The sequence below is a fragment of the Dongia sp. genome (assembly GCF_041906375.1).
Classification (GTDB): domain Bacteria; phylum Pseudomonadota; class Alphaproteobacteria; order Dongiales; family Dongiaceae; genus Dongia.
Genome location: NZ_JAYRJJ010000002.1, coordinates 37007 through 58793, shown reverse-complemented (window position 1 = coordinate 58793; position 21787 = coordinate 37007). Strand labels below are relative to the sequence as shown.

15 protein-coding genes and 1 tRNA gene are annotated in these 21787 nt (G+C 63.2%); 4 read left to right on the top strand and 12 right to left on the bottom strand.

Annotated features, from left to right (window positions below):
* Positions 1 to 2 precede the first annotated feature (2 nt).
* Positions 3 to 1292, top strand: a complete 1290-nt coding sequence (locus tag ACE3OA_RS06915) for an NAD(P)/FAD-dependent oxidoreductase (RefSeq protein WP_374309337.1) — start codon at positions 3 to 5, stop codon at positions 1290 to 1292.
* Positions 1293 to 1332: 40 nt separating this feature from the next.
* Here the strand turns inward: ACE3OA_RS06915 and ACE3OA_RS06910 are convergent, their stop codons facing one another.
* Positions 1333 to 3585, bottom strand: a complete 2253-nt coding sequence (locus ACE3OA_RS06910; protein ID WP_374309336.1) for a hypothetical protein — start codon at positions 3583 to 3585, stop codon at positions 1333 to 1335.
* 900 nt (positions 3586 to 4485) lie between these two features.
* Between ACE3OA_RS06910 and ACE3OA_RS06905 the strand changes: the two genes are divergently transcribed.
* On the top strand, positions 4486 to 5793 hold the full coding sequence (locus ACE3OA_RS06905; RefSeq protein ID WP_374309335.1) for an anaerobic sulfatase maturase: 1308 nt from the start codon (positions 4486 to 4488) through the stop codon (positions 5791 to 5793).
* A 34-nt stretch (positions 5794 to 5827) separates the two neighbouring features.
* Here ACE3OA_RS06905 and ACE3OA_RS06900 read toward each other — a convergent pair whose 3' ends face one another.
* Positions 5828 to 6178, bottom strand: coding sequence for a RidA family protein (locus ACE3OA_RS06900; RefSeq protein ID WP_374309333.1), 351 nt, complete (start codon positions 6176 to 6178; stop codon positions 5828 to 5830).
* Positions 6179 to 6386: 208 nt separating this feature from the next.
* Here ACE3OA_RS06900 and ACE3OA_RS06895 point away from each other — a divergent pair.
* A tRNA-Glu gene (locus tag ACE3OA_RS06895) sits at positions 6387 to 6462 on the top strand.
* A gap of 50 nt (positions 6463 to 6512) precedes the next feature.
* On the opposite strand, the gene ACE3OA_RS06890 is transcribed toward ACE3OA_RS06895, so the two are convergent.
* From ACE3OA_RS06890 to ACE3OA_RS06850, 9 genes are all read right to left on the bottom strand, one after another.
* Positions 6513 to 7217 (bottom strand): response regulator, encoded by a 705-nt coding sequence (locus ACE3OA_RS06890; protein ID WP_374309331.1) that lies wholly within the window; start codon positions 7215 to 7217, stop codon positions 6513 to 6515.
* A complete protein-coding gene (locus ACE3OA_RS06885) occupies positions 7214 to 9901 on the bottom strand; it encodes a DUF4118 domain-containing protein (RefSeq protein WP_374309329.1) in 2688 nt (895 codons plus the stop codon). Before ACE3OA_RS06885 ends, ACE3OA_RS06890 begins: the two co-directional genes overlap by 4 nt.
* Before the next feature lie 16 nt (positions 9902 to 9917).
* Complete coding sequence (gene kdpC / locus ACE3OA_RS06880) at positions 9918 to 10484, bottom strand: potassium-transporting ATPase subunit KdpC (protein WP_374309327.1); 567 nt, start codon at positions 10482 to 10484, stop codon at positions 9918 to 9920.
* A gap of 11 nt (positions 10485 to 10495) precedes the next feature.
* Positions 10496 to 12559, bottom strand: coding sequence for a potassium-transporting ATPase subunit KdpB (gene kdpB, locus ACE3OA_RS06875; protein WP_374309325.1), 2064 nt, complete (start codon positions 12557 to 12559; stop codon positions 10496 to 10498).
* A 10-nt stretch (positions 12560 to 12569) separates the two neighbouring features.
* Positions 12570 to 14297, bottom strand: coding sequence for a potassium-transporting ATPase subunit KdpA (gene kdpA, locus ACE3OA_RS06870; protein WP_374309323.1), 1728 nt, complete (start codon positions 14295 to 14297; stop codon positions 12570 to 12572).
* 377 nt (positions 14298 to 14674) lie between these two features.
* Complete coding sequence (locus ACE3OA_RS06865; RefSeq protein ID WP_374309321.1) at positions 14675 to 16192, bottom strand: acetyl-CoA hydrolase/transferase family protein; 1518 nt, start codon at positions 16190 to 16192, stop codon at positions 14675 to 14677.
* Between the two features lie 185 nt (positions 16193 to 16377).
* Positions 16378 to 17550 (bottom strand): Gfo/Idh/MocA family protein, encoded by a 1173-nt coding sequence (locus ACE3OA_RS06860; protein ID WP_374309319.1) that lies wholly within the window; start codon positions 17548 to 17550, stop codon positions 16378 to 16380.
* Between the two features lie 91 nt (positions 17551 to 17641).
* On the bottom strand, positions 17642 to 18613 hold the full coding sequence (locus ACE3OA_RS06855; protein WP_374309317.1) for a sugar ABC transporter substrate-binding protein: 972 nt from the start codon (positions 18611 to 18613) through the stop codon (positions 17642 to 17644).
* 90 nt (positions 18614 to 18703) lie between these two features.
* Positions 18704 to 19600 carry a polysaccharide deacetylase family protein gene (locus ACE3OA_RS06850; protein ID WP_374309315.1) on the bottom strand — a complete coding sequence of 299 codons (897 nt, stop codon included), beginning with the start codon at positions 19598 to 19600 and terminating at the stop codon, positions 18704 to 18706.
* Positions 19601 to 19828: 228 nt separating this feature from the next.
* Between ACE3OA_RS06850 and ACE3OA_RS06845 the strand changes: the two genes are divergently transcribed.
* On the top strand, positions 19829 to 20680 hold the full coding sequence (locus tag ACE3OA_RS06845) for a MurR/RpiR family transcriptional regulator (RefSeq protein WP_374309313.1): 852 nt from the start codon (positions 19829 to 19831) through the stop codon (positions 20678 to 20680).
* Here ACE3OA_RS06845 and ACE3OA_RS06840 read toward each other — a convergent pair.
* The gene (locus tag ACE3OA_RS06840) at positions 20646 to 21737 is read right to left on the bottom strand and encodes a Gfo/Idh/MocA family protein (RefSeq protein WP_374309311.1); all 1092 of its coding nucleotides are present in this window, start codon (positions 21735 to 21737) and stop codon (positions 20646 to 20648) included. The genes ACE3OA_RS06845 and ACE3OA_RS06840 overlap by 35 nt on opposite strands.
* Positions 21738 to 21787 lie beyond the last annotated feature (50 nt).

Genomic DNA, 21787 nt, shown 5'->3' with positions numbered 1-21787 from the left:
GAGTGGGCAACGACTATATCGATACCTTCTATCGCCGGACGCTCACCGGCGATCGACGCTATCCTGCACTCGGTGAAGCTGCTGTGGCCGATGTCTGCATCGTCGGCGGTGGGCTTGCCGGCCTCACGACGGCCCTGGAACTGGCGCGGCGCGGCCGCAAGGTCGCCTTGCTGGAAAGCCGCCGTATCGCCTGGGGGGCTTCGGGCCGCAATGGCGGCTTCGTCTGTGCCGGCTATTCGACGGGGCTGGAGAATATCGAGCGGCGCAGCAATGCCCATGATGCCGAAACGCTGATCCGCCTCTCCATGGAAGGGGTCGAGATTGTCCGCAATAACATCGCGGGTCTCAGGATCGCGGATGCTGCACCGACGCCGGGCATCCTGAAAGTGCTGCGCCATGATGGTGGCGACACGCTCAAGCGCCGTCGCGACAGTGAGAACGCCCGCTTCGGCATGCGGTTGGAATTCCTGGACAGCGACCAGGTGCGTGCCCAACTGGTCTCGAAATCCTATCATCAGGGGCTGCTCGACCCGGATGGCTTTCATTTCCATCCGTTGAACTACGCGCGCGCTCTGGCTGCGGAAATCATCCGTTTGGGCGGTGACATCTTCGAGGAGAGCGCCGCACTCTCGGTCGAGCGCGTCCAAGGCGGCCATGAAATTGCCACCGCGGGCGGCAGGATCTCGGCGCGCCATGTAGTATTCACCGGCGGCGGCTATACTGATGGGGTGGCCAAACGGCTCAAGGGCAGCTATCTGCCGATTGCGACCTATGTGCTGCTGACGGAGCCATTGGGCGATCTCCTGCAACAAACCATCCGCACCAAGGCGGCGATCGGCGACGATCGCCGCGCCGGCGACTACTATCGCATCGTCGACGGTGACCGGCTGCTGTGGGGCGGGCGCATCACCACAAGGACCCACGATCCACGCAATCTCGCTGCCCAATTGCGGAAGCAGATGGTCGGCACCTATCCGCAGCTGAAGGACGTGAAGGTGGAGTTGGCCTGGTCGGGGCTCATGTCCTATGCCCGTCATCTGATGCCGCAGATCGGGCGGATGCGGGATGGCCTCTGGTATGCGACGGCCTTTGGCGGCCATGGCATGAATACGACCGCGATCGGCGGCAAGGTGATCGCGCAGGCCATCGCCGGGGAAAGTGACCGCTACCGGCTCTTTGCGCCCTTTGGCCTCGATTGGAATGGCGGGCCGTTCGGCCGCGCCGCCGTGCAGCTCACCTATTGGACCTACCAGGCGATGGATGCCTGGCGCGAGCGCCACAACAAGGCGTGAGGCGCCGGTCCGGCACCCCACGCCCGATTGCGCGTGCATCTTAGAACAGCCGCAGGATTGCCTGCTGCGCCTGGTTGGCAAGCGACAGGGAGATCGTGCCCAATTGCTGCCGCGTCTGCAGGGTGAGGATGTTGGCGCCTTCCTCGTTCTGATCCGCCTGCACCAGCTTATTGGCTCCCTCCGTCAGCACATCGGTGAATTCCTTGGTGAAGGATTCACGCGACTGGATGATGTTGAGATTGGTGCTGAGCGCGGTCGAGGCCGAGCGCAGCTTGAGCTTGGCGGCATCCAGCTGCTTGACTGCGTTCTCGATGTCGGACCGGTCGTTCCAACTATTCTGTGCGAAGTCGAGACGCAGGCCCTGGCCGTCGGTCTGCACGTTCTGGCTGACGACCTGGACCTGGCTGGTATTGGTCTCGTTGAACTGGACCGCGAGATCGTTGGCGTCGCTGCCATCGACCACCTGCTTGGTCGAGATAGTGGCCGAGGCCTGGGATTGCCCCTGCCGGACGGCGAATTGCGCCGGCGTGGACTGGCCCGTAAAGGCGCCGCGAACGGCGAAGTTCACGGTGCCCTTGGTTCCCGCCGTCACCGCCGCCGAGACGTCCATCTGCAGCACGGCGCCGTCATTCGCCCCGCCCGAGATGGTGAATTTGAGATCCGTGGCCGCGGCCGAGAGATCGACATTGTTGAGCACGGCCGTGCCGCCGAAGCCGTCCGACAGTTTCAACGTGACATTGGCATTGTCGGTGGCGTCGATTTCGATGGCGACGCGGGTGACGCCGTTGTCAGCAAACCCCGTAACCGTGTCGGTCACGAAATTGGCCGCCGTCAACCCGCCGCTTGCCGTGGCCGTCGCTGCGACCTGGGCGGCGGTGGCCGCCGCCGCCGTGGTGACAACATTCATCGAGCTGTAGTTGAAATTGACGCTGTTGGTATTGGTATTGGCCGCATTGGCGACGGCAACCGCCGTCGCTGCGTTGGCGGCAGTCACGGCATAGGTGGCGGCGGCATTGATGGTGACGGGATCGCCGCTGCTGCCCAGCACCGACACCGTATAGGTATCAAAACGGCCGGTCGTGTAGTCGAAATCGGCCTCGACGGCGGCCGCGGACAGCGTATAGGTCTCGTCTGCCGCGATCGTTCCTGCCGTGATGCTGTTCAAGGCAAGAGCCCCCGCGCCGAAGGGCGCGCTGGCAACGTCGGCGAAGGTCGATGCGCGAATCAGCTGGCGCTGGTCGATCGACAGGCGCGCCGTCCCGGAATCGAAGGCGAAGGCGCTTTCGCCGTTGGCAAGCTTGGCCAAGCCAAGATCGTTCATGCCATCGCGCGTGATCGTCTCGCCATTGCCGTTGGTGACGGCGAGGCGCAGATCGACATTCTTCTGGATCACCGAGGTGCTGACGCCGCCGGTATCCGGCACGTCCTCGATGTCATCGAAATTGACTTCGAACGAGACATTGGTGCCGCTCTTGAACGAGGCCGCCACATGAAGCGAACTGGCGACGGCATCGGCATCCTTCCACTGGCTCTGGGTCAGCGTGACGGTGTGGGTTTCGCTACCTTCGGAAATGGTGAAGGTCTTGTCCTTGCCCTTGCCGCCGCTCACTTTGATCTGCACGGCGTCGAAATTGCCGGCATTGCCGTCGATAAAGCCCGAGATGTTGACGTTGCTGAGGCCGCTGCGGAGTTCGGCATCGGCGATATCGCGGCTGTTGCCGCTGATGGCGCCGTTGCCGCTGACTTCGATCTTGTAATTGTCGGCCGTGGCGACATTGCTGACGCGGGCGCCCGAAATGCCTTCAAGCGCGTTCGCGGCCGTCTTCGAGGTGTCGGTCGCATCGAGGCGCAGACCGGAACCCACCAGCAGGTTCTTGCCCTGATAGCCGCTGTCCTGCGACAGCTTGTCGACTTGGCGCAGGATGGTGTTGTAGGAATCCGCCAGCGATTTGCGCAACTTCACGGCATTGGCGTCATTGCCGAGATTGCCGAGCGCCTGGGTCGTCAGGCCGCGCGCTTGCTCGACCATGCTCTCGATCTGCGTGATGCCCTTGTCGGCCGCGGTAATGGTGCTGATGGCCTGGCCGATATTGTCCTTGAGTGCGCTAAGATCGCTCGCGCGCTGGCTAAGTCCCTTGGCGGCAAAGAATTGCGCCGGGCCGTCGAGCGCGGAGTTGACCTTATTGCCAGTGGCAAGACGCAGCTGTGTCGCCTGCAATTGCGTGGTCGTCTTTTGCAGCAGCAGCAGATTCGACCGAGTGCCCGAAGCGAGTTGAACCTCATTCGTCGTCATTTGAGAAATCTCCCATACTGAGAAAATCCGACCGATCTTCTATCGGCGGGTCGATGCGAAATCGCGTCGACGAGATGAGGTCGACGCAGCCGGCGCGCCAGTTGTCCTTGGACCAGTCGCGAAGGTGGCCGATATCGCGGCGTCAATGCGACCTGGCACGGTGTGCGGCGCGGATGCGCTTACGCGCTTCTCTGGAACAGATCGAAAGTCGAAATCCGTCTCTCAATGGTGATCGGCATCGAGACGCGTTTGACAGCGCGCCGCGCTTGCTGGTGCGACATGTGTCGCATGAGGCATGGAAGGCTGCCTGCCGGACAGGAAGACGATTGAGATCTCCATCCTGTCTCTGACTTAGCCGCGGTGAACAGAATCAGACTAAGTTGAGATTGGCCCATTGCGCGTATCGCATCGACGCATGCTGCGCGATGCAGCCGCATGCTTGCTGCGCGCGTCACTGACGACCGTCGCGCAGATGCATTTCTGCAGCAACGTGATTGGCAAAAAAATCGCGGAAGTATCGCGGCGTTTCGCATGGCGATCGCGACGGATTGACGCGCGCGTGTTTGCAGGAGGAGTCCGCCGCGCTGCATCCACCCAATGCGCAAGGCGTGCAGAAATTGACTAGGCAGAAAATGCCTGAACAGGCAAAATATGCCGGATAGATTTTGCCGGGGAAGGAAGGTGGGGCGATAGGCGCATCCCATCGATATCGGCTAAGGCTTTCGGACCGGACGGCATACGCGACAAAAGACCGCGATGCTGCGTCAATCCGTCACCTGGGTGCGGAACGCATGATTGCGATGCTGGGCCGTACGTTATTGGGGCAGTCGTTATTGGGCCGGGCGTCATTTGGCCGGGCGTCATCATGTCCAGCAAGAAGGCGGCGATTACGGATCGAGCATGCGGGAAGATGCAACCGCCACCCATGGAAGCGAACCCGATGCGACACGCGGCGGGAATCGTGGCCGCCCTTGTCATGTCACGGTCAAGCCGGTTGGGGCGCTGTGCGCACTGGAGTGCAGCTATTGCTACTATGCGCAGGCCGACAAACTGGCCGAGACCGGTGGGCGCAAGAGCGGAATCATGAGCGATGCGACCATGGCGCAGCTCATGCACGATCTCATCGACGCCTCCGATGCGCCGGAAATGCACATCTGCTGGCATGGTGGCGAGCCGCTGCTGGCGGGCCTCTCCTTCTACCAGCGCGTGATCGAGGTGCAGGCGCAGCTTTGTCCGCCGGGGCGGCGCTTCGTCAACGCCCTGCAGACCAGCGGCATCGGTCTAGATGCCGACTGGACGCGGTTCTTCGGCCGGCATGGTTTTCTGGTCGGCCTTTCCATCGACGGTCCGAAATTCCTTCATGACCGCTGCCGGCGCGACCATATGGGCCGGTCGCGCTTCGGCGCCACGCTGGCCGCTGCCGAGCGGCTGATCGAAGGCAAGGTCCAGGTCAACAGCCTGACCACCGTGGGCGCGCACAATGTCGAGCATGGCGCGCGGATCTATCGGTTTCTGAAGGCGCTGGGCTTCCGCTTTATGCAGTTCATTCCGATCGTTGAGCGGATGGGCGCCAATGCGCGACCAGCACGCCCGCCTTCCATGCCGGGCCCGGATGAAGCGGATGCGGGTGAAGCGAATCTGGCGCCGACGCCCTGGTCGGTGCCCGCGCACGGTTTTGGCCAGTTCTTGCGCGACGTATTCGATGCCTGGATGCCGCGCGACCGGTCGCGCATCTCGGTGCAGAATTTCGATCTGCTGCTGGGCGCCATGCTGGGAGCCCCGTCAGGCCTTTGCGTCCACGCGGAAAGCTGCGGCGATTGCCTGGCGCTTGAGGCCGATGGCAGTCTCTATCCCTGCGATCACTATGTCTATCCGCAGCTGCGCCTGGGGCAGCTTGGCCAGCAGAAGCTGGGCGAGATGGTGGCCGAGGATCGGCAACGTGCCTTCGGCCGGTGGAAATGGAGCGGGTTGCCGCAGGCATGTCGCAGTTGCGCTTTTCGCCGCGCCTGCCATGGCGGCTGCCCGAAGCATCGGTTCGTCACTGCCGAGGCTGGTCCGCCGGACAACTATCTGTGTCCGTCTTATCGGCAGTTTTTTTCTTATGCCGTTCCCCGCCTGGCGGATGCGGCAGCCAAACAGAATACGGCGAAGCGAACAGAGTGGGGGGAGCGCCAAGGGGCGCAAAGCGAACGGGCCCGGGCCGGCTGATGCCGACCCGGGCCCGTTGCAAGCCGGATTGCCGTTAGATCGCGGCCGTCATCATGATCTCGACCTTCCACTTCGGATCGGCGAGCTTGGCTTCGACGGTGGCGCGGGCCGGAGCCTCGCCCTTCACGACCCATTCCTTCCAGGCCTTGTTCATGTCCTGGAAAGTCGAGATGTCGGAAAGCCAGATATTGGTCTTGATGATCTTGGTCTTGTCGGTGCCGGCTTGGCGCAGGAGGGCATCGATCTGGCCGAGAATGTTCTTGGTCTGCTCGTAGACCGAGGCGGAAACCGGGTCTTCCGCCACCTGGCCGGCCAGGTAGACGATATTGTTGTGGATGACGGCATCAGAGATGACCGACGGATCGCCCAGACGCTTCAGTGACATGTAGACCTCTAAGGTGTTGGAAAAAAATAATAATTCTGGCCCGGCGCGGAATTCTGCCGAGGTCGGCGGGAACCGCCGGGCGGCGCATTATGCCGATGCCGGGGGATCGCGCAAAGGGGCATCCGAATATCCGGCCCGCCAGCCCCATTCCCCCGTTGCAATCCGCCGCCCATGCGGCTAAAAGGCCCCCGCAACCGCTTACTACGACGTCCCCATCGTCTAGAGGCCTAGGACACCACCCTTTCACGGTGAAGACACGGGTTCGACTCCCGTTGGGGACGCCAAGCAGCCGGCCTACTGAATTTCTGGCCGCTGTTTTGGCCGGCCGTTTGGCTCAGCCGTTGTCCGCATCTGGCGCATTCAGCCGGTAGCCGACCCCCGGGATCGTCAGGATTACTTTCGGATGCTGCGGGTCGCTTTCCATCTTCTGCCGCAGCTGGCGCACATAGACGCGCAGATACTCGATGTATTCCGCATGACCGGGACCCCAGACATGATTGAGTGCCTGCTGGTGGGTGACGACCTTGCCGGCATGTTCGGCGAGATAGACGAGAAGGTCGAATTCGCGCCGTGACAGCTTGATGCTTTCGCCCCGCATCTTGACCTCGCGACCCAGCACATCGATGACCAGGTCACCGACGCGCAAGTTTGCCGTCTGCCCCTGCTGCTGCAGTCGATGGCGCAAGGCTGCGCGGACGCGGGCCATGAATTCGTCGATACCGAACGGTTTCGTGACGTAATCGTCGGCACCGCCGTCCAGCGCCGCCACCTTGCCGGTCTCGTCATCCCGCACGGAGAGCACGATGATGGGAACGGGCGATTGCTGCCGGATCGTGCGGACAAGCTCATGCCCATCGATGTCGGGCAGCCCCAGATCGACCACGACCAGGTCAAATCCGCCGCGCACCAGCGCTGCCAGGCCGGCCCTGCCGGTCTCGGCCTCGACGATCTCGAAGCCATGGGCGATGAGGCTGCTTTTCAGGAAGCGGCGGATGGCGGGCTCGTCGTCGATGATCAGAATCTTGGGAGTTGACGTCACGAACGCACCTGCAGGGAATTTGGAAAGCTCAGCGTGAAGACGGCGCCCTGCCGATCGGTCCGGTTGCCGGCACGAATGCCGGCCCCCATCGCCTCGGCAAAGCCGCGGCAGATGGCCAGGCCCAGGCCCGTACCGGCGCGCCGCCGGTCACTACCGCCGACGCGGAAGAACCGGTCGAAGACCTTATCCAGTTCGGCTGCTGGAATGCCCGGTCCTTCATCCTTCACGCTCACCAATATTGCCTCGGTGCCGGGCTCGATAGCGAGCGTGATCTGGCTGCCGGGTGCGGCATATTTGGCGGCATTGTCGAGCAGATTGAGGAGGATCTGCCCGGTCAGCGTCGGGTCGATGGCAAGCAGCGGCAGGCCCGCCGGAATGTCGGCCAGCACGCGATGCTGCTGAAGCAAGGCTTTAGAACGTATCAGGGCTTCCGTCGCCACCTCGCCAATATCGGTCGGCTGCGCGGTCGGCGCCAGCGCACCGGCCTCGAGGCGGGTCATGTCGAGAATGTTGCCGATGAAGCGGTTGAGACGCTCGGCTTCCTCTTGCGCCGTCCGCAGCAGATCCTCGCGCGTTTCGTCCGGAAACTTCTGCCACAGCGAGCGCAGGCTGGAAATCGAGCCGATGATGGAGGAGAGGGGTGTTCGGAAGTCATGCGAGATGGAGGTAAGCAAGGCGGTGCGCAACTGCTCCGTCTCGCTCACCACCCGCGCCTTGTCGATATCCTGCATCAGGCTGATGCGTTCGATGGCGACCGCCGCCTGGTCGCACAGGGCGTCGAGGAGGCGCTTCTGGTCAGGGGTGAACATTGGTCCGGCTTCTTCGCGGTCCAGCCCCATGACGCCGATCTTGCCGCGCTCGGTAGCAAGCGGCAGGAAGAGGCGCCTTGCACCCGGCAGAGTCTCGGCGCCGCGACCCGCTGGCTTGCCATGGTCCCAGGCCCAGCGCGCGGCGGCCAGATCGGCGGCATTGAGTTCGTCATCCGGCGGATAGCCGATGCGCACGGTGATCTCGCCATTCTCCTCCGGCAGCAGCAGGATCACATGAACGCGCAGCATCAGCGCGATCTGGTGGGCGACGGCCCAGAGCAGATCGTCCATTTCGCCGATCGCCGCCACCTTGCGGCTAAAATTGTAGAGGGCGGCAGTCGACGCCGCGCGCTGGCGCGAAGCCCGCGCCTCGGCCCTGACCTTGGCGGTGAGGTTGCTGGTCAGGATCGCCACCATCAGAAAGAAAAACAGCGCGATCACATTCGAGGGATCTGCCACCGTGAAAGTGTGGATCGGCTCCAGGAAGAAATAGTTATAGGCAAGAGTGCTGAGGATGGATGCGGCGAGCGATGGCCACAGCCCATATTGAACAGCGGAAAAAAGGACCGCTGCCAGGAACATCATGGAGATGTTGGGCAGGTCGATGAAATGGTCGATGGCAAGGCTGGCCAGCAAGGCGAGACCCACCGTGATGGCGCTGCCGACGAAAGGCGCCACGCTGAAGTCCGGTGCCACTTCGGCCACATGGCTTTCCGTTGCATCGTCCTGCACCTGGGCACCGGCCACGACATGGACGCCGATATTGCCGGAGGCGCGCACCAAGTCGCGCACGACTGAACCGTGCAGCAGTTCGAACCAGCGCGACCGGTTGGACTTCCCGATGATGATCTGCGTGATGTTATTGGACCGCGCATAATCTATGAGATCGGCGGCGATATTGTTGCCGGGTAGCGTGACCGCATCGCCGCCCAGCCGTTCCGCCAGACGCAGGGCCTCGTCGACCCGGTCACGCTCTTTTTCAGAAAGATGGTGATAGCGCGTGGTCTCGACATGAATGGCGCTCCAGCGCGCCTGCATGCGATCGGCGGCGCGCTTGGCATAGCGTACCAGACCGAACGACGCCGGATGCTCGTTGACGCAGACCAACACACGCTCGCCCGCCGCCCAGGGGCCGGCGATGGCATGGGCCTGCATGTAATTGAGCATCTGGTCATCGACGCGTTGCGCGGTGCGGCGCAAGGCGAGTTCGCGCAAGGCGGTCAGATTGCCTTCGGCGAAGTAATGCTGCAGCGCGCGGTCGGCAGCGTCGCGCATATAGACCTTGCCCTCTTTCAGGCGCTGGATGAGGTCCTTGGGCGTGAGGTCGATGAGCTCAACCTCGTCGGCGCGGTCGACGACGCGGTCTGGCAGGGTTTCGCGGACGCGGACATGGGTGATCTGCGCCACCACGTCGTTGAGGCTTTCAAGATGCTGGATATTGAGGGTCGAATAGACGTCGATGCCGCGGCTCAGCAGCTCCTCGACATCCTGATAGCGCTTGGTATGCCGGCTGCCTTCGGCATTCGTATGCGCCAGCTCGTCGACTAGCACCAGTTGCGGGCGCCGTGCCAGGATGGCGTCGATATCCATTTCCGGCAATTCGCGGCCGCGATAGGCCACCATCTTGCGAGGCACGAGCTCCAGCCCCTCGACCAGCGCCTCCGTTTCGGCGCGGCCATGTGTCTCGACGATGCCGATGACGACGTCGACCCCTTCCTGCCGACGCTTCTTGCCCGAGAGCAGCATTTCATAGGTCTTGCCAACGCCGGGGGCCGCCCCAAGAAAGATCTTGAGGCGGCCCTGTTGTTCGCGTTGCGCCGATTGCAGAAGGGCGTCGGCGGAGGGTCTGCTTAAGGGGTCGGGCGCTGTGGCCATCGAGTCCTGACATCCATCATTTGGCGAGGCCGTCCAAGGCAAGATTGAGCGTTAGCACATTGACATGCGGTTCGCCAAGAAAGCCGAAAGTGCGGCCCACGACATGCGCATCGACCAGCGCCTCGACCGACGCGGGGTCGAGCCCACGCGCCGCTGCCACGCGCTTGACCTGGAAATAGGCGGCGGCAGGCGTGATGTCGGGGTCGAGTCCGCTGCCCGACGCCGTCACCAGGTCGACCGGCACCGGGTCCGACGGGCTGCCGCTCTCAGCCGCTGCCGATTGGGCGATACGATTGATGAGCGCCTTGGAGGTCGGGCCGAGGTTCGAGCCGGAGGAGGCGCTGGCATCGTAGCCATCGGCACCGGCCGCCGACGGCCGGCTGTGAAAATAGGTGGCGCTGGTGAATTTCTGGCCGATGAGGCTCGACCCGATCACCTGGTCGCCGCGCGTGATCAAACTGCCACTGGCCGCGTCGGGGAAGGCAAGCTTGGCGACACCTGTCACGGCCAAGGGATAAGCAAGGCCGGTGATCAGGGTGAGGACGACCAGCAGCAGGAGGGCCGGACGCAATTGGGCTAACATATTTCTCTCCGTCAGACGATATGGAGGGTATTGATGACGAGGTCGATCAGCTTGATACCGATGAACGGCACCACCAGACCGCCCAGGCCATAGATCACCAGGTTGCTGGCGAGCAGCGAACCGGCGGATTTCGCCTGGTAGCGCACGCCCTTCAGCGAGAGTGGGATCAGCGCCACGATGATCAACGCATTGAAGATCGTTGCGGACAGGATGGCGCTTTCCGGCGTTTCCAACCCCATCACGTTGAGCAGGCCCAGCTGCGGGTAAAAGGCTGCGAACATCGCCGGGATGATGGCGAAATATTTTGCGACATCGTTGGCGATCGAGAAGGTGGTAAGCGCGCCGCGCGTCATCAGCAGCTGCTTGCCGATCATGACGATCTCGATAAGCTTCGTCGGATTGCTGTCGAGATCGACCATATTGCCGGCCTCGCGCGCGGCCTGTGTCCCGGTCTGCATGGCGACGCCGACATCGGCCTGCGCCAGTGCTGGGGCGTCATTGGTGCCATCACCGCACATGGCCACCAGCTTGCCCTTGGCCTGCTCCTCGCGAATGAGCTTCAGCTTGGTTTCCGGCGTCGCCTGGGCAAGGAAATCGTCGACACCGGCTTCGGCGGCGATGGCGGCGGCGGTCAGCGGGTTGTCACCCGTGATCATCACCGTGCGGATGCCCATGCGCCGCAATTCCTGGAACCGCTCGCGGATGCCGCCCTTGACCACATCCTTGAGGTGGATGACGCCGAGGATGCGCGCACCGTCGGCGACGGCGAGCGGCGTTCCGCCACTCTTGGCGATGCGTTCGGTGATCCCGGTCAGTTCCGGCGAGGCGCTGTCGACGCCGCCCATGCGCGCGCGAACGAATTCCAGCACCGCATCGACGGCACCCTTGCGGATATTGCGTCCGTCGACATCGACACCGCTCATCCGTGTCTGTGCCGTGAAGGGCACGAAGGTGGCATGCCCCGTCAGCACGCCTTGGGGTGCCATGTCGCGCCCGCGCAACCCGTATTTCTCCTTGGCGAGAACGACGATGGAGCGGCCTTCCGGCGTTTCGTCGCTGAAGGAGGCAAGCTGCGCCGCATTGGCCAGTTCCTCCGCGCTGACGCCGCTTACCGGCACGAATTCGGCGGCAAGGCGATTGCCCAGCGTGATCGTGCCGGTCTTGTCGAGCAGCAGCGTGTCGACGTCGCCGGCCGCTTCGACCGCGCGGCCGGACATGGAGAGCACGTTGAACTTCACCAGCCGGTCCATGCCGGCAATGCCGATGGCCGAGAGCAGCGCGCCGATCGTCGTCGGGATGAGGGTGACGAAGAGGGCGATGAGGACGATGACCGAAACCGTGCCACCGGCATAGGCGGCAAAGCTCGGAATGCTGGCGACGGCGAAGATGAAGATCAGTGTCATGCCGGCCAGGAGGATGTTGAGCGCGATCTCGTTGGGTGTCTTCTGCCGCTTGGCGCCTTCGACCAGGCCGATCATGCGGTCGAGGAAGGTCGAGCCCTGGGCCGCCGTAATCTTCACCTTGATCTCGTCGGAAAGGACGCGGGTGCCACCGGTGACGGCCGACCGGTCGCCACCGCTTTCACGGATGACGGGCGCCGATTCGCCGGTGATGGCGGATTCGTCGACCGAGGCGATGCCCTCGATCACCTCGCCGTCGCCTGGAATGAGGTCGCCGGTCTCCACCAGCACCATGTCGCCCGGCAGCAGCGAAAGCGCCGAGACGATCTCGAAGGGACGGCCCGCTGCTCCCAGCTTCTTGGCCGTGGCGTTGATGCGCGACTTGCGCAAGGCGTCGGCCTGGGCCTTGCCGCGGCCCTCCGCCACCGCCTCGGCGAAATTGGCGAACAGCACCGTGATCCATAGCCACACCACGATCTGGCCGGCAAACGGCGTACCCGCGCCGGTCGCGAGATCGCGGGCGAAGAGGATGGTGGCGATGGCCGCGACCAGTTCCACCGCCAGCATCACCGGATTGGTGTAAAGCTGGCGCGGATCTAGTTTGCGGAAGGACGCCCAGGCCGCCTGGGTCAGAATATGGCGGTCGAGCAGAGTCGCTTTGCGTGACATAGTCATATCATTTTCCTTAGAACAGCTGGCCGGCCTGCATCATTAGATGCTCGACCACCGGGCCAAGTGCCAGGGCCGGAAAGTAAGTGAGGCCGCCGACGATCAGCACCACGCCAACCAGCAGGGCAATGAACAGAAAGCCGTGGGTCGGGAAGGTGCCCGCACTGACCGGCGCGATCTTCTTGGCCGCGAGCGATCCAGCGATGGCCAGCATCGGCAGGATGACGAAGAAACGGCCGATGAACATGGCGATGGCGCCGGTCACGTTGTAGAAGGGCGTGTTGCCGGTGAAGCCGGCGAAGGCGCTGCCGTTATTGGCGGCGCTGGAGGTATAGAGATAGAGGATCTCCGAGAAGCCGTGCGGACCGCTATCCTGCACGCTCTTCAGCGCGTCCGGCAGCACCGTGGCCAGCGCCGTAAAGCCAAGCACCACGAACGGGATGCAGAGGATGGCGAGCACAGTCATCTTGACCTCGCGCGCCTCGATCTTCTTGCCGACATACTCCGGCGTGCGACCGACCATTAGGCCGGCGATGAACACCGCCATAATGCAGAAGAGCAGCATGCCATAGAGACCGGCGCCGACACCGCCGATGATGACTTCGCCAAGCAGCATGTTGATCATCGGGATCATGCCGCCAAGGGCCGTGAAGCTGTCATGCATCGCATTGACCGCACCGCAGGAGGCCGCCGTCGTGATGGTGGCAAAGAGGGCCGAATTGGCGATGCCGAAGCGGACCTCCTTGCCTTCCATATTGCCGCCGCTCTGCAGCAGGCCGGCCGATTGGTCGATATTGAGGGCGGTAAGCGCCGGATTGCCCTGGGATTCGGCCCAATAGCAGATGCCGGCGCCGAGCAGAAACAGCACGCCCATGGCCGAGAAGATTGCCCAGCCCTGGCGCTGGTCACCGACCATGCGCCCGAAGACATTGGTGAGGCCGGCGCCGAGCGCGAAAATCGCCACCATCTGCACGAAGTTGGAAAGGGCGTTCGGGTTCTCGTAAGGGTGCGCCGCATTGGCGTTGAAGAAGCCGCCGCCATTGGTGCCCAGCATCTTGATGGCGACCTGGCTTGCCACCGGACCCTGCGCGATCGTCTGATGCGCGCCTTCCAGAGTGGTCGCGTCCACATAGGCACCCAGAGTCTGCGGCATGCCCTGGGCTACCAGGAAGAGGGCGATGACGAAGGAGAGCGGCAGCAGGATGTAGAGCGTACAGCGGGTGAGATCGACCCAGAAATTGCCGATGCCGCTTGCCGAGCGACGCGCAAAGCCACGGGTAAGCGCCACGGCCAGCGCGATGCCGGTCGCTGCCGACAGGAAATTCTGCACGGTCAGGCCCAGCATCTGGGTGAGATAGCTCATCGTCGCTTCGCCGGCGTAATTCTGCCAGTTCGTATTGGTGACGAAGGAGATGGCGGTGTTGAGGCTGAGATCGGCCGGCACCGCGCCGAAGCCCTGCGGGTTGAGCGGCAGCAGATCCTGAATGCGCATCAGAGCATAGAGCAGGACGAAGCCGGCGCCGTTGAAAAGCAGCATGGCGATGGCATAAACCGACCAATGCTGGTCTTCGCGCGCGTTGATACCGCAGAGGCGGTAGATCGCGCGCTCGACCGGGCGCAGGATGGGGGAAAGGAAGATTGCCTCACCGGCAAAAAGGCGCGTCATATAGGCGCCCAAGGGCTTGGTGAGGGCAATGATAACGACGCAGAAGAACGCGATCTGCAGCAGACCGTTGGCTGTCATTTCATCACCGGATCAGAGTTTTTCAGGCCAGATGACGGCGAACGTCATGTAACCGAGAAGCAGCAGGACGGCGGCCCCGCCCAGCAGGAGATCGAGAATCATCGCTTGAGGATCCTCTCAGATATGCGCGCAAGCGCTGGCATAGAAGCAGGCGGCCACGAAGAGGCCGGCCGCAACCGCCGTATACAGAACATCAACCATGACGCATCCCATCGTCTCGTTGGCACGCTCTTGAAATACGGCCTTTCGGCGTAAAATTTCGAGACGGCTTTATGGATGCAGATATAAAGGGAGCATAAAAATGCGCGGAAAAACCCGCCTGCCCACCGGTCGATGAGGGCGGTGGCCGCTTCGCGCCTTGAAGCGGAAGGGGGACGTCAGGGCAGCATCGAGCCCGTCTCGACGAAGCGCTGGTGCCAGGACAGGGCCTCGGCGAGGAGGGTCGGGGTCTGCAGGCCGTAGGAACCGGCGAGCGCGCGCTTGTAGTAATCCTGCAAGGCCGGGCGATAGAGCGGGTGGGCGCAATTCTCGATGATGACCTTGGCCCGCTGCTTGGGCGACAGGCCGCGAAGGTCGGCCAGCCCCTGCTCGGTCACGATCACCTGCACATCCTGCATGATGTGATCGACATGCGAGGCATGCGGCACGATCGCCGAGATTTTACCGCCCTTCTTGATCGAGGGCATCATGAAGATCGAGATGAAGGCGTTGCGAGCGAAATCGCCCGAACCGCCGATGCCGTTCATGATGCGCGATCCCATCAGATGGGTCGAATTGACGTTGCCGTAGATGTCGGCCTCGATCAGCCCGTTCATGGCAAGGCAGCCAAGCCGCCGGATGAGTTCGGGATGATTGCTGATCTCCTGCGGCCGCAGGATCACCTTGTCGCGGAAGGCCGCCAGGCGGGCATTGAGCGAGGCCGCGGCATCCGGGCTGAGCGAGAGCGCCGTGGCCGAGGCGACGCGCAGCCGTCCACATTCCAACAAGTCGAGCATGCCGTCCTGCAGGACTTCGGTGAAGGCGGTCATATTGCCGAAAGGGCCGTCGACCAGCCCGCCCAGCACGGCATTGGCGACATTGCCGACACCCGATTGCAGCGGCAGCAGCGTTTCCGGCAACCGGCCTTTCTTCACCTCATGGGTGAAGAATTGCAGCAGATGTCCGGCGATGGCGCGGGCAGAGTCGTCCGGCGCGTCAAAAGGGGCGTTGCGGTCGGGGGAATCCGTCTCGACGATGGCGACGATCTTCTCCGGATCGCAGCGGAAATGCGAATTGCCGATGCGGTCGTCGGCGCGGATCAAGGGGATCGGCACCCGCGCCGGCGGTAGCGCCGTGCCGTAATAGATGTCGTGCATGCCGTCGAGCGCGGCATTCTGCCAGGAATTCACTTCCAGAATGACCTTGCTGGCGCGGTCAAGCCAGGTTTTGTTGTTGCCGACCGAGGAAGAGGGAATGAGCGAGCCGTTGGCGTGGATGCCGGAGACCTCGACCACCGCCGTATCGAGCGTGCCGAGGAAGCCTTGCCAGGCCATCGGTGCCACCTGGCTCAAATGCATGTCGATATATTCCATCTCGCCGCGATTGATCTTCTCGCGGCAGAGCGGATCGGAATTGTAGGGCAAGCGCAATTCGATCCCGTTGGCACGCGCCAGCGCACCGTCGAGTTCGGGGCCGGTCGAGGCGCCGGTCCAGACCTGGATGCGGAATGGATCACCGGCCGCGTGCGCCGCTTCCATCCGTTTGGCCAATGCCTGCGGCACGGCCTTTGGATAACCCGAACCGGTGAAGCCGCTCATGCCGACAACGCTGTCCGGCGTGATGAAGGTCGCGGCGTCTTCGGCTGACATCACCTTCTCGCGCAGAGCGGCGTTGGCAATGCGGGTGTGATCGATCATATTTTCCTCAAATGGCAAAGAAGGACGCGCGGCCCGTCAAGACCGATTGTCCTCATTTGCAACCATCGAGGGGCCGATGGCAACTCCATGCCGAAACTGACCGGGGACGTGCTGGGAATCGTGCCCGATATCCCGTGATCCGGCCTGGGAAATAGGCAGGAAGTCTTGCCCTTGCGCCGCCGTCTCTAGCCAGCCGCGACCCAGCTGCCGCTTTTGGCCGAGGTGACGATCGCATGAAGCACGCGCTCGATCTCCATCGCTTCCGGAATGCTCGGATAAAGCGGCTGCTTGCCGGCGATACCTTCCAGCAACTGCGCCACTTCGATGATCTTCAGGTCGTTGAAGCCGATGCCATGCCCCTTGGCAGGTGTGAACTTGCCATAGAACGGATGTTCCGGTCCGATCGGAATGCGGCGATAGCCGTTGGCGGCCGGGTCTCCGCTCACTTTGGTATAGAGCTGCAACTCGTTCATGCGCTCATGATCGAGCAGGATCGAACCTTCGCTGCCGAAGATCTCGAAGGCCAGATGCGCTTTGCGGCCCCAATGCGCGCGGCTGGTGATCAGCGTGCCCATGGCGCCGCCGGCAAACTGCACTAGGGCATGGGCGGTATCCTCATTCTCGACCTTGCGCATCTCGCCGGTCACGGCCGCCGCTGAGCCGTCGCGTTTCTCGGTGCCGTCGCCGGCCGCCGGGACAGGTCGCTTCTCGATGAAGGTCTTCTGGTCGGCCACCACGCGGGCGATGGGGCCAACGAGATCGCGGGCGACGCTCACCAGATGCGAGGCGAGATCGCCCAAGGCGCCGAAACCGGCCGTGTCCAAGCGGCAGCGCCAGGAGAAGGGCGTCGTCGCATCCGCCATGTAGTCCTCGTCGCAGATGCCGTGGAAATAGGTGACGTGGCCGATGGCCCCGTCGGCGATCAGCTTCTTGGCATAGGCGATGGCGGGCGAGCGCAGGTAGTTGTAGCCGACCAGGCTCTTGCCTTTGGAGGCTTTGGCAGCGGCGACCATGGCTTCAGCGGATTTGAGATCGGCCGAAAGGGGCTTTTCGCAATAGACATGCTTGCCGGCCTGGAAAGCGGCTATGGCGATGTCGGCATGCAGCGCATTTGGCGTGGTGATGGCGACGAGATCGACGTCGGGGTCGGCGACCAGTTCCTGCCACGACCCCAGCGCCTTGGCAAAGCCGAAGCGGGCGGCGGTCGCTTGCGCGGCGGCGTGGTTGATGTCGGCGATGGCAACGAGGCGCACGCTAAGCTCGGTGCCGAAAATGAGCGGTGCCGATTGAAAGGCCATGGCATGGGCCTGGCCCATGAAGCCGGTGCCGACGATACCGATGCCGATCGAGCGAGACATAGCGAAGCTTTCCTCAGAATTCACGAATGATGGATAAGAAAAAACCGGCGGGCTGAACGACCCGCCGGTCACGACAAGTCGAACAGGTATTTTAGCGGATACCCTGCTTGCTGAGGTCGAGCACCTTGGCGGCATCCGCCTTGGTGACGAAGGCCGGGCCGGTGCGCACGGCATCGGTCGGGAAGGTGCCGTACATCGCCTTGGTGGTCAGGAACACGACCGGCAGATAGCCCATCATGTATTGCTGGTTGTCGATGCCGAACATCATCTCGCCCTTGTCGACGGCGGTGAGCACGTCCGGCGACAGATCGAAGGTGCCGATCTTCATCTTGTCGAGCGCGCCCAGCTCACGCAGGCGGTTGAGGATCGGCGAGGCAACGGTTGGCCCGAGCGTGAGGAGACCCGTGGTCTCCGGATGCGCGCTCAGATAAGCCTCGACGCGACCGGCGGATTCGGTCGGGTCCATGGTTGCGGCGACGACTTCGACCTTGCCGCCGCTTTCCGCGAGACCGTCGGCATAGCCCTGGCAGCGCTTGTCGAGGCTGACATTGCCGACTTCGTGGTTGACGCAGATGCCGGCCTTGACGCCTTCGGCGCCCATCATCTCGCCGGCCCGCTTGCCGTTATCATATTCGGAACCGCCGCCGACCCACAGGTCGAGGCCCCATTCCTTGATCTGCTCTTCGCCACTGTCGACGACGACGACGGGGATGCCGGCATCCTTGGCGCTGGTGATCGATTGCTTCAAGGCGGCGGCGTCGGGAATCGAAACGACGAGACCGTCGGGCTTCGAGGCCACGGCGGCGTCGATCATCTGCGCCATCTGCACGACGTCCCAGACTTCGGGTGCATGATATTCGACCTGGGCGCCCATGGCCTTGGCGGCCGCCTGCACGCCGTTCTTCACCACCGACCAATAGACGTCATTGGCCTGGCCGTGGGTGACGAAGACGATGCGGACATCCTTGGCTTCCTTGGCCTGGGCCAGCGCGTCGCCGGCCCACAGCATCGACGCCGCCATCGAGGCGGCGGTGATCACGGATTTCAAACCAAACTTTCTCATTCTATCCTCCCTATTGCGCGTTATGTCGGTCGTTACGCTGATCGGTCTCCTGCGAAATTCCGAGCTTCTGTAGGCTTCTTCTTCTTGGAACTAGTGTCGTGTCGCGGTCTGTTTGGCATGGGCGGCGCGGAGCGCGTCGCGAAAGCCGCGCATACCCAGGATCTGGCAATCCGCCAGCAGCGGGCCGGTGAAACCCGTATCCTGGAACAAGGCGAATTCCTCGGTGCGGATATGCGCGGCCTTCGGTTCGATCGCCTCGATCTCGCCCGGTGCATTGAAATGCAGCGCCAGGAAATTGAGGCCGGGTTTCATGCGCGCCATCAAGGCGTGATAGGCGGCCTGGGGCGGACCCTGCCGCGTCCACGGCGTTTCCAGCACTTGGTCGGCGAGCGTTACGCCCGCAGCTTCGACCTTGGCGGCCGCCCGGCCGAGCGGTGCCGCATCGCTGAGATCGCCCAGATTGTGGCGCGGATCGTAATCGGCATAAGTGCGCGTCAGCAGCACCGGCAGGGCGTAATCGAGGGCCACGCGGGCATAGAGCTCGACGAATTCGGGGCAGAGCAGCGCGCCCATATGGCTGTCGACATGGGTGACGTCGATGCCGGCGCTGAGGGCAGCGTCGATCTGGGCCCGCAATTCCGCCTCGACCGCCTCAAGCTGCGCATGACGACGCAGTTCACCCACCGTCCTCCAGGCATAGCCGTCCTGGTCGGTAAGGCCGGCGGCACGGCCGGGCCGCGTCAGGGGCCGCCAGCGATAGAAGGACTTTTCCGCGTTGAGCGTCAGATGCACGCCGATATCGAGGCTCGGATGCTCGGCCTGCATCGCGGCGATTTCCAGGAACCAGGGGCAGGGCACCATGACGGAACCCGATGTGCACACGCCGCGCTGCGCGAGGTCCAGGAACGCCGCATTGGCGCCGTGGCACATGCCAAGGTCATCCTCATGGATGACGACTTGTTTCACCGCTGCCTGCTGTGCTGGCATGACCGATACGGCTCCCTCCCAGAATGCCAAATCCGCCTTAAGTTCCGCGCCGGTCTTTCTGCCGCATTGCGAAAACTTATTCTGTTGGCTGGACGATACAGAAATTTTGTTCCATTATCAACAGGGCTTTTGAGTATTCATTCCGGTGGTTGGCGGTTGCGGGTTCCAGCCACTTGATTTCGACACCCACACGCGGCACTTAGCGGGCGCCAATGCCAGGAGACATGCGTGGAACGCTCTTACGAATCGCTGAAGCAGGAAATCGCCGAGCGGCATGACCAATTGCCAAAGCGCCTGCTGCAGATTGCCGAATTCACCATGGAGCAGCCGGATTTCGTCGCCCTGGAAACGGTCGCCAACATCGCCGACAAGGCGAAGGTGCAGCCCTCCAGCCTCATCCGCTTTGCCAAGCTCTTCGGCTTCGACGGCTTTTCCGACATGCAGCAGGTGTTCCGCTCGCGCCTCATCGACCGGGTGGTGAGCTATGGCGAGCGCATCCGTGCTGCCGAATCCGACGGCGCCACGGCGAACTCGCCCAACGGCGTCCTGGAACAACTGATCGCGGCCGATTCCGCCTCGCTCGATCGCATGAGCCGCGACGTGCCCGCAGCCGATCTCGAGCGCGTGGCCGAGATGCTGGCCGGTGCCCGCATCATCGGCGTCACGGCGCAGCGCCGGTCCTTCCCGGTGGCGGCCTATCTTTCCTACGCGCTCTCCCATCTCGGCCAGCGCGCCGTGCTGCTCGACAGCATCGGCGGCATGAGCGGCGAACAGGCGCGCCTGCTCTCGGGCGACGATGCGCTGATTGCCGTGAGCTTTACCCCTTACGCGCCGGAGACGCTATCGGTCGTGGCGCAGGCCAAGGCGCAAGGTGCCAAGATCATCGCCATCACCGACAAGGGATTGAGCCCGCTGGTGTCACTGGCCGACATCCGCTTCGAGGTGGAGGAGGCGCAGATCAAGGGCATCCGCTCTCTCACCGCCACCACCTGCCTGGCCGTGGCGCTGGTGCTGGCGCTGGGCCACCGCCTCGAAGCGGCCGCCCTCAAGCGGCAGCCAGCCGCCCGATCGAAGCGATAAGCGCCATATCCTTGCGGGCATGGTTGATGCCCGTGCGGACCGGCGCCCCGTCGACGATCGCGGCGTGAAACCCTTCCAGTTCCGCAAGATATGGCTCGGCAAAGCCATCGCGGATCTCGGCGCTTTCATAACGCTGCCCGTTCGAGCGCTGCACGATGAGGCGCGTCGGCTGGTGATTGAGATAGGGCGCCGGGAAGATGAGTTCGACGATGCGGTCGTCGAAATGCAGCGCCACGCGCTCGCGGTATTCGGCCAGATGCGGCACGTTGAGATGCGTCATCTGCCACAGCGCCTGGTCACCACCAATGCGCATCGTGGCGCTGGCGCCTTCCGCTTCGGCAAAAACCTGTGCTGCCACCGCCTTGACGTCATCAAGGCCCAGATGCTCCAGGAAGCCATGCACCAGATTGACGTCATGCACCAGGCTTGAACAGAAGGCGCCGGTATAGCCGCGGAAGACGGCGCCGCCGATCTCGCGGCCCAAGGCGGCCTTGACCTGGGCCTGCGTTTCGGCGCGGCCTTGCGCGATCATCTCCGGCGTCACGTCGTCGCTGGGGCGATAGTGATGATGTCCCATCTGGTAGATGGCATCCGGCTCGGTCTTTTCGACCGCGATATAGCGCAGGCGCTGTCCTAATCCCTCGATGAGGCCGAGTGCTGCCACATAGCTTGCATCGAAGCGCTTCATATAGGCGACCTGCACGATCTTGCCGGCCTTCATCTGGGCCTGGGCGAGGCGATCGGCATCGGCCGGGTTGTAGCAAAGCGGCTTTTCCGCCAGCACATGGAGCCCGGCACCGAGCGCTTTCTCGACCGCGGCCACATGGCAGAAATCGGGTGCCGCGATGAGCAGCGCGTCGAGCTCGCGGCCGAGCAATGCGTCCAGCGACGGGTCGCTTGCCAAGCCGAATCGGCTCTCCATGAAGCCGCGTGCCTTGGCCGACGGATCGGCCACCGCCACCAGTTCAAAGCGCTCGCGCAGATGCAGCAGATTCGGCACATGCTCGACCTGGGCCACCATGCCGGCCCCGAAAACACCGATACGCAAACGAGTCATGGAAATGGATCCTCCCGCAATGCCCCGCAATGCCCCGCAAAACACGAAGC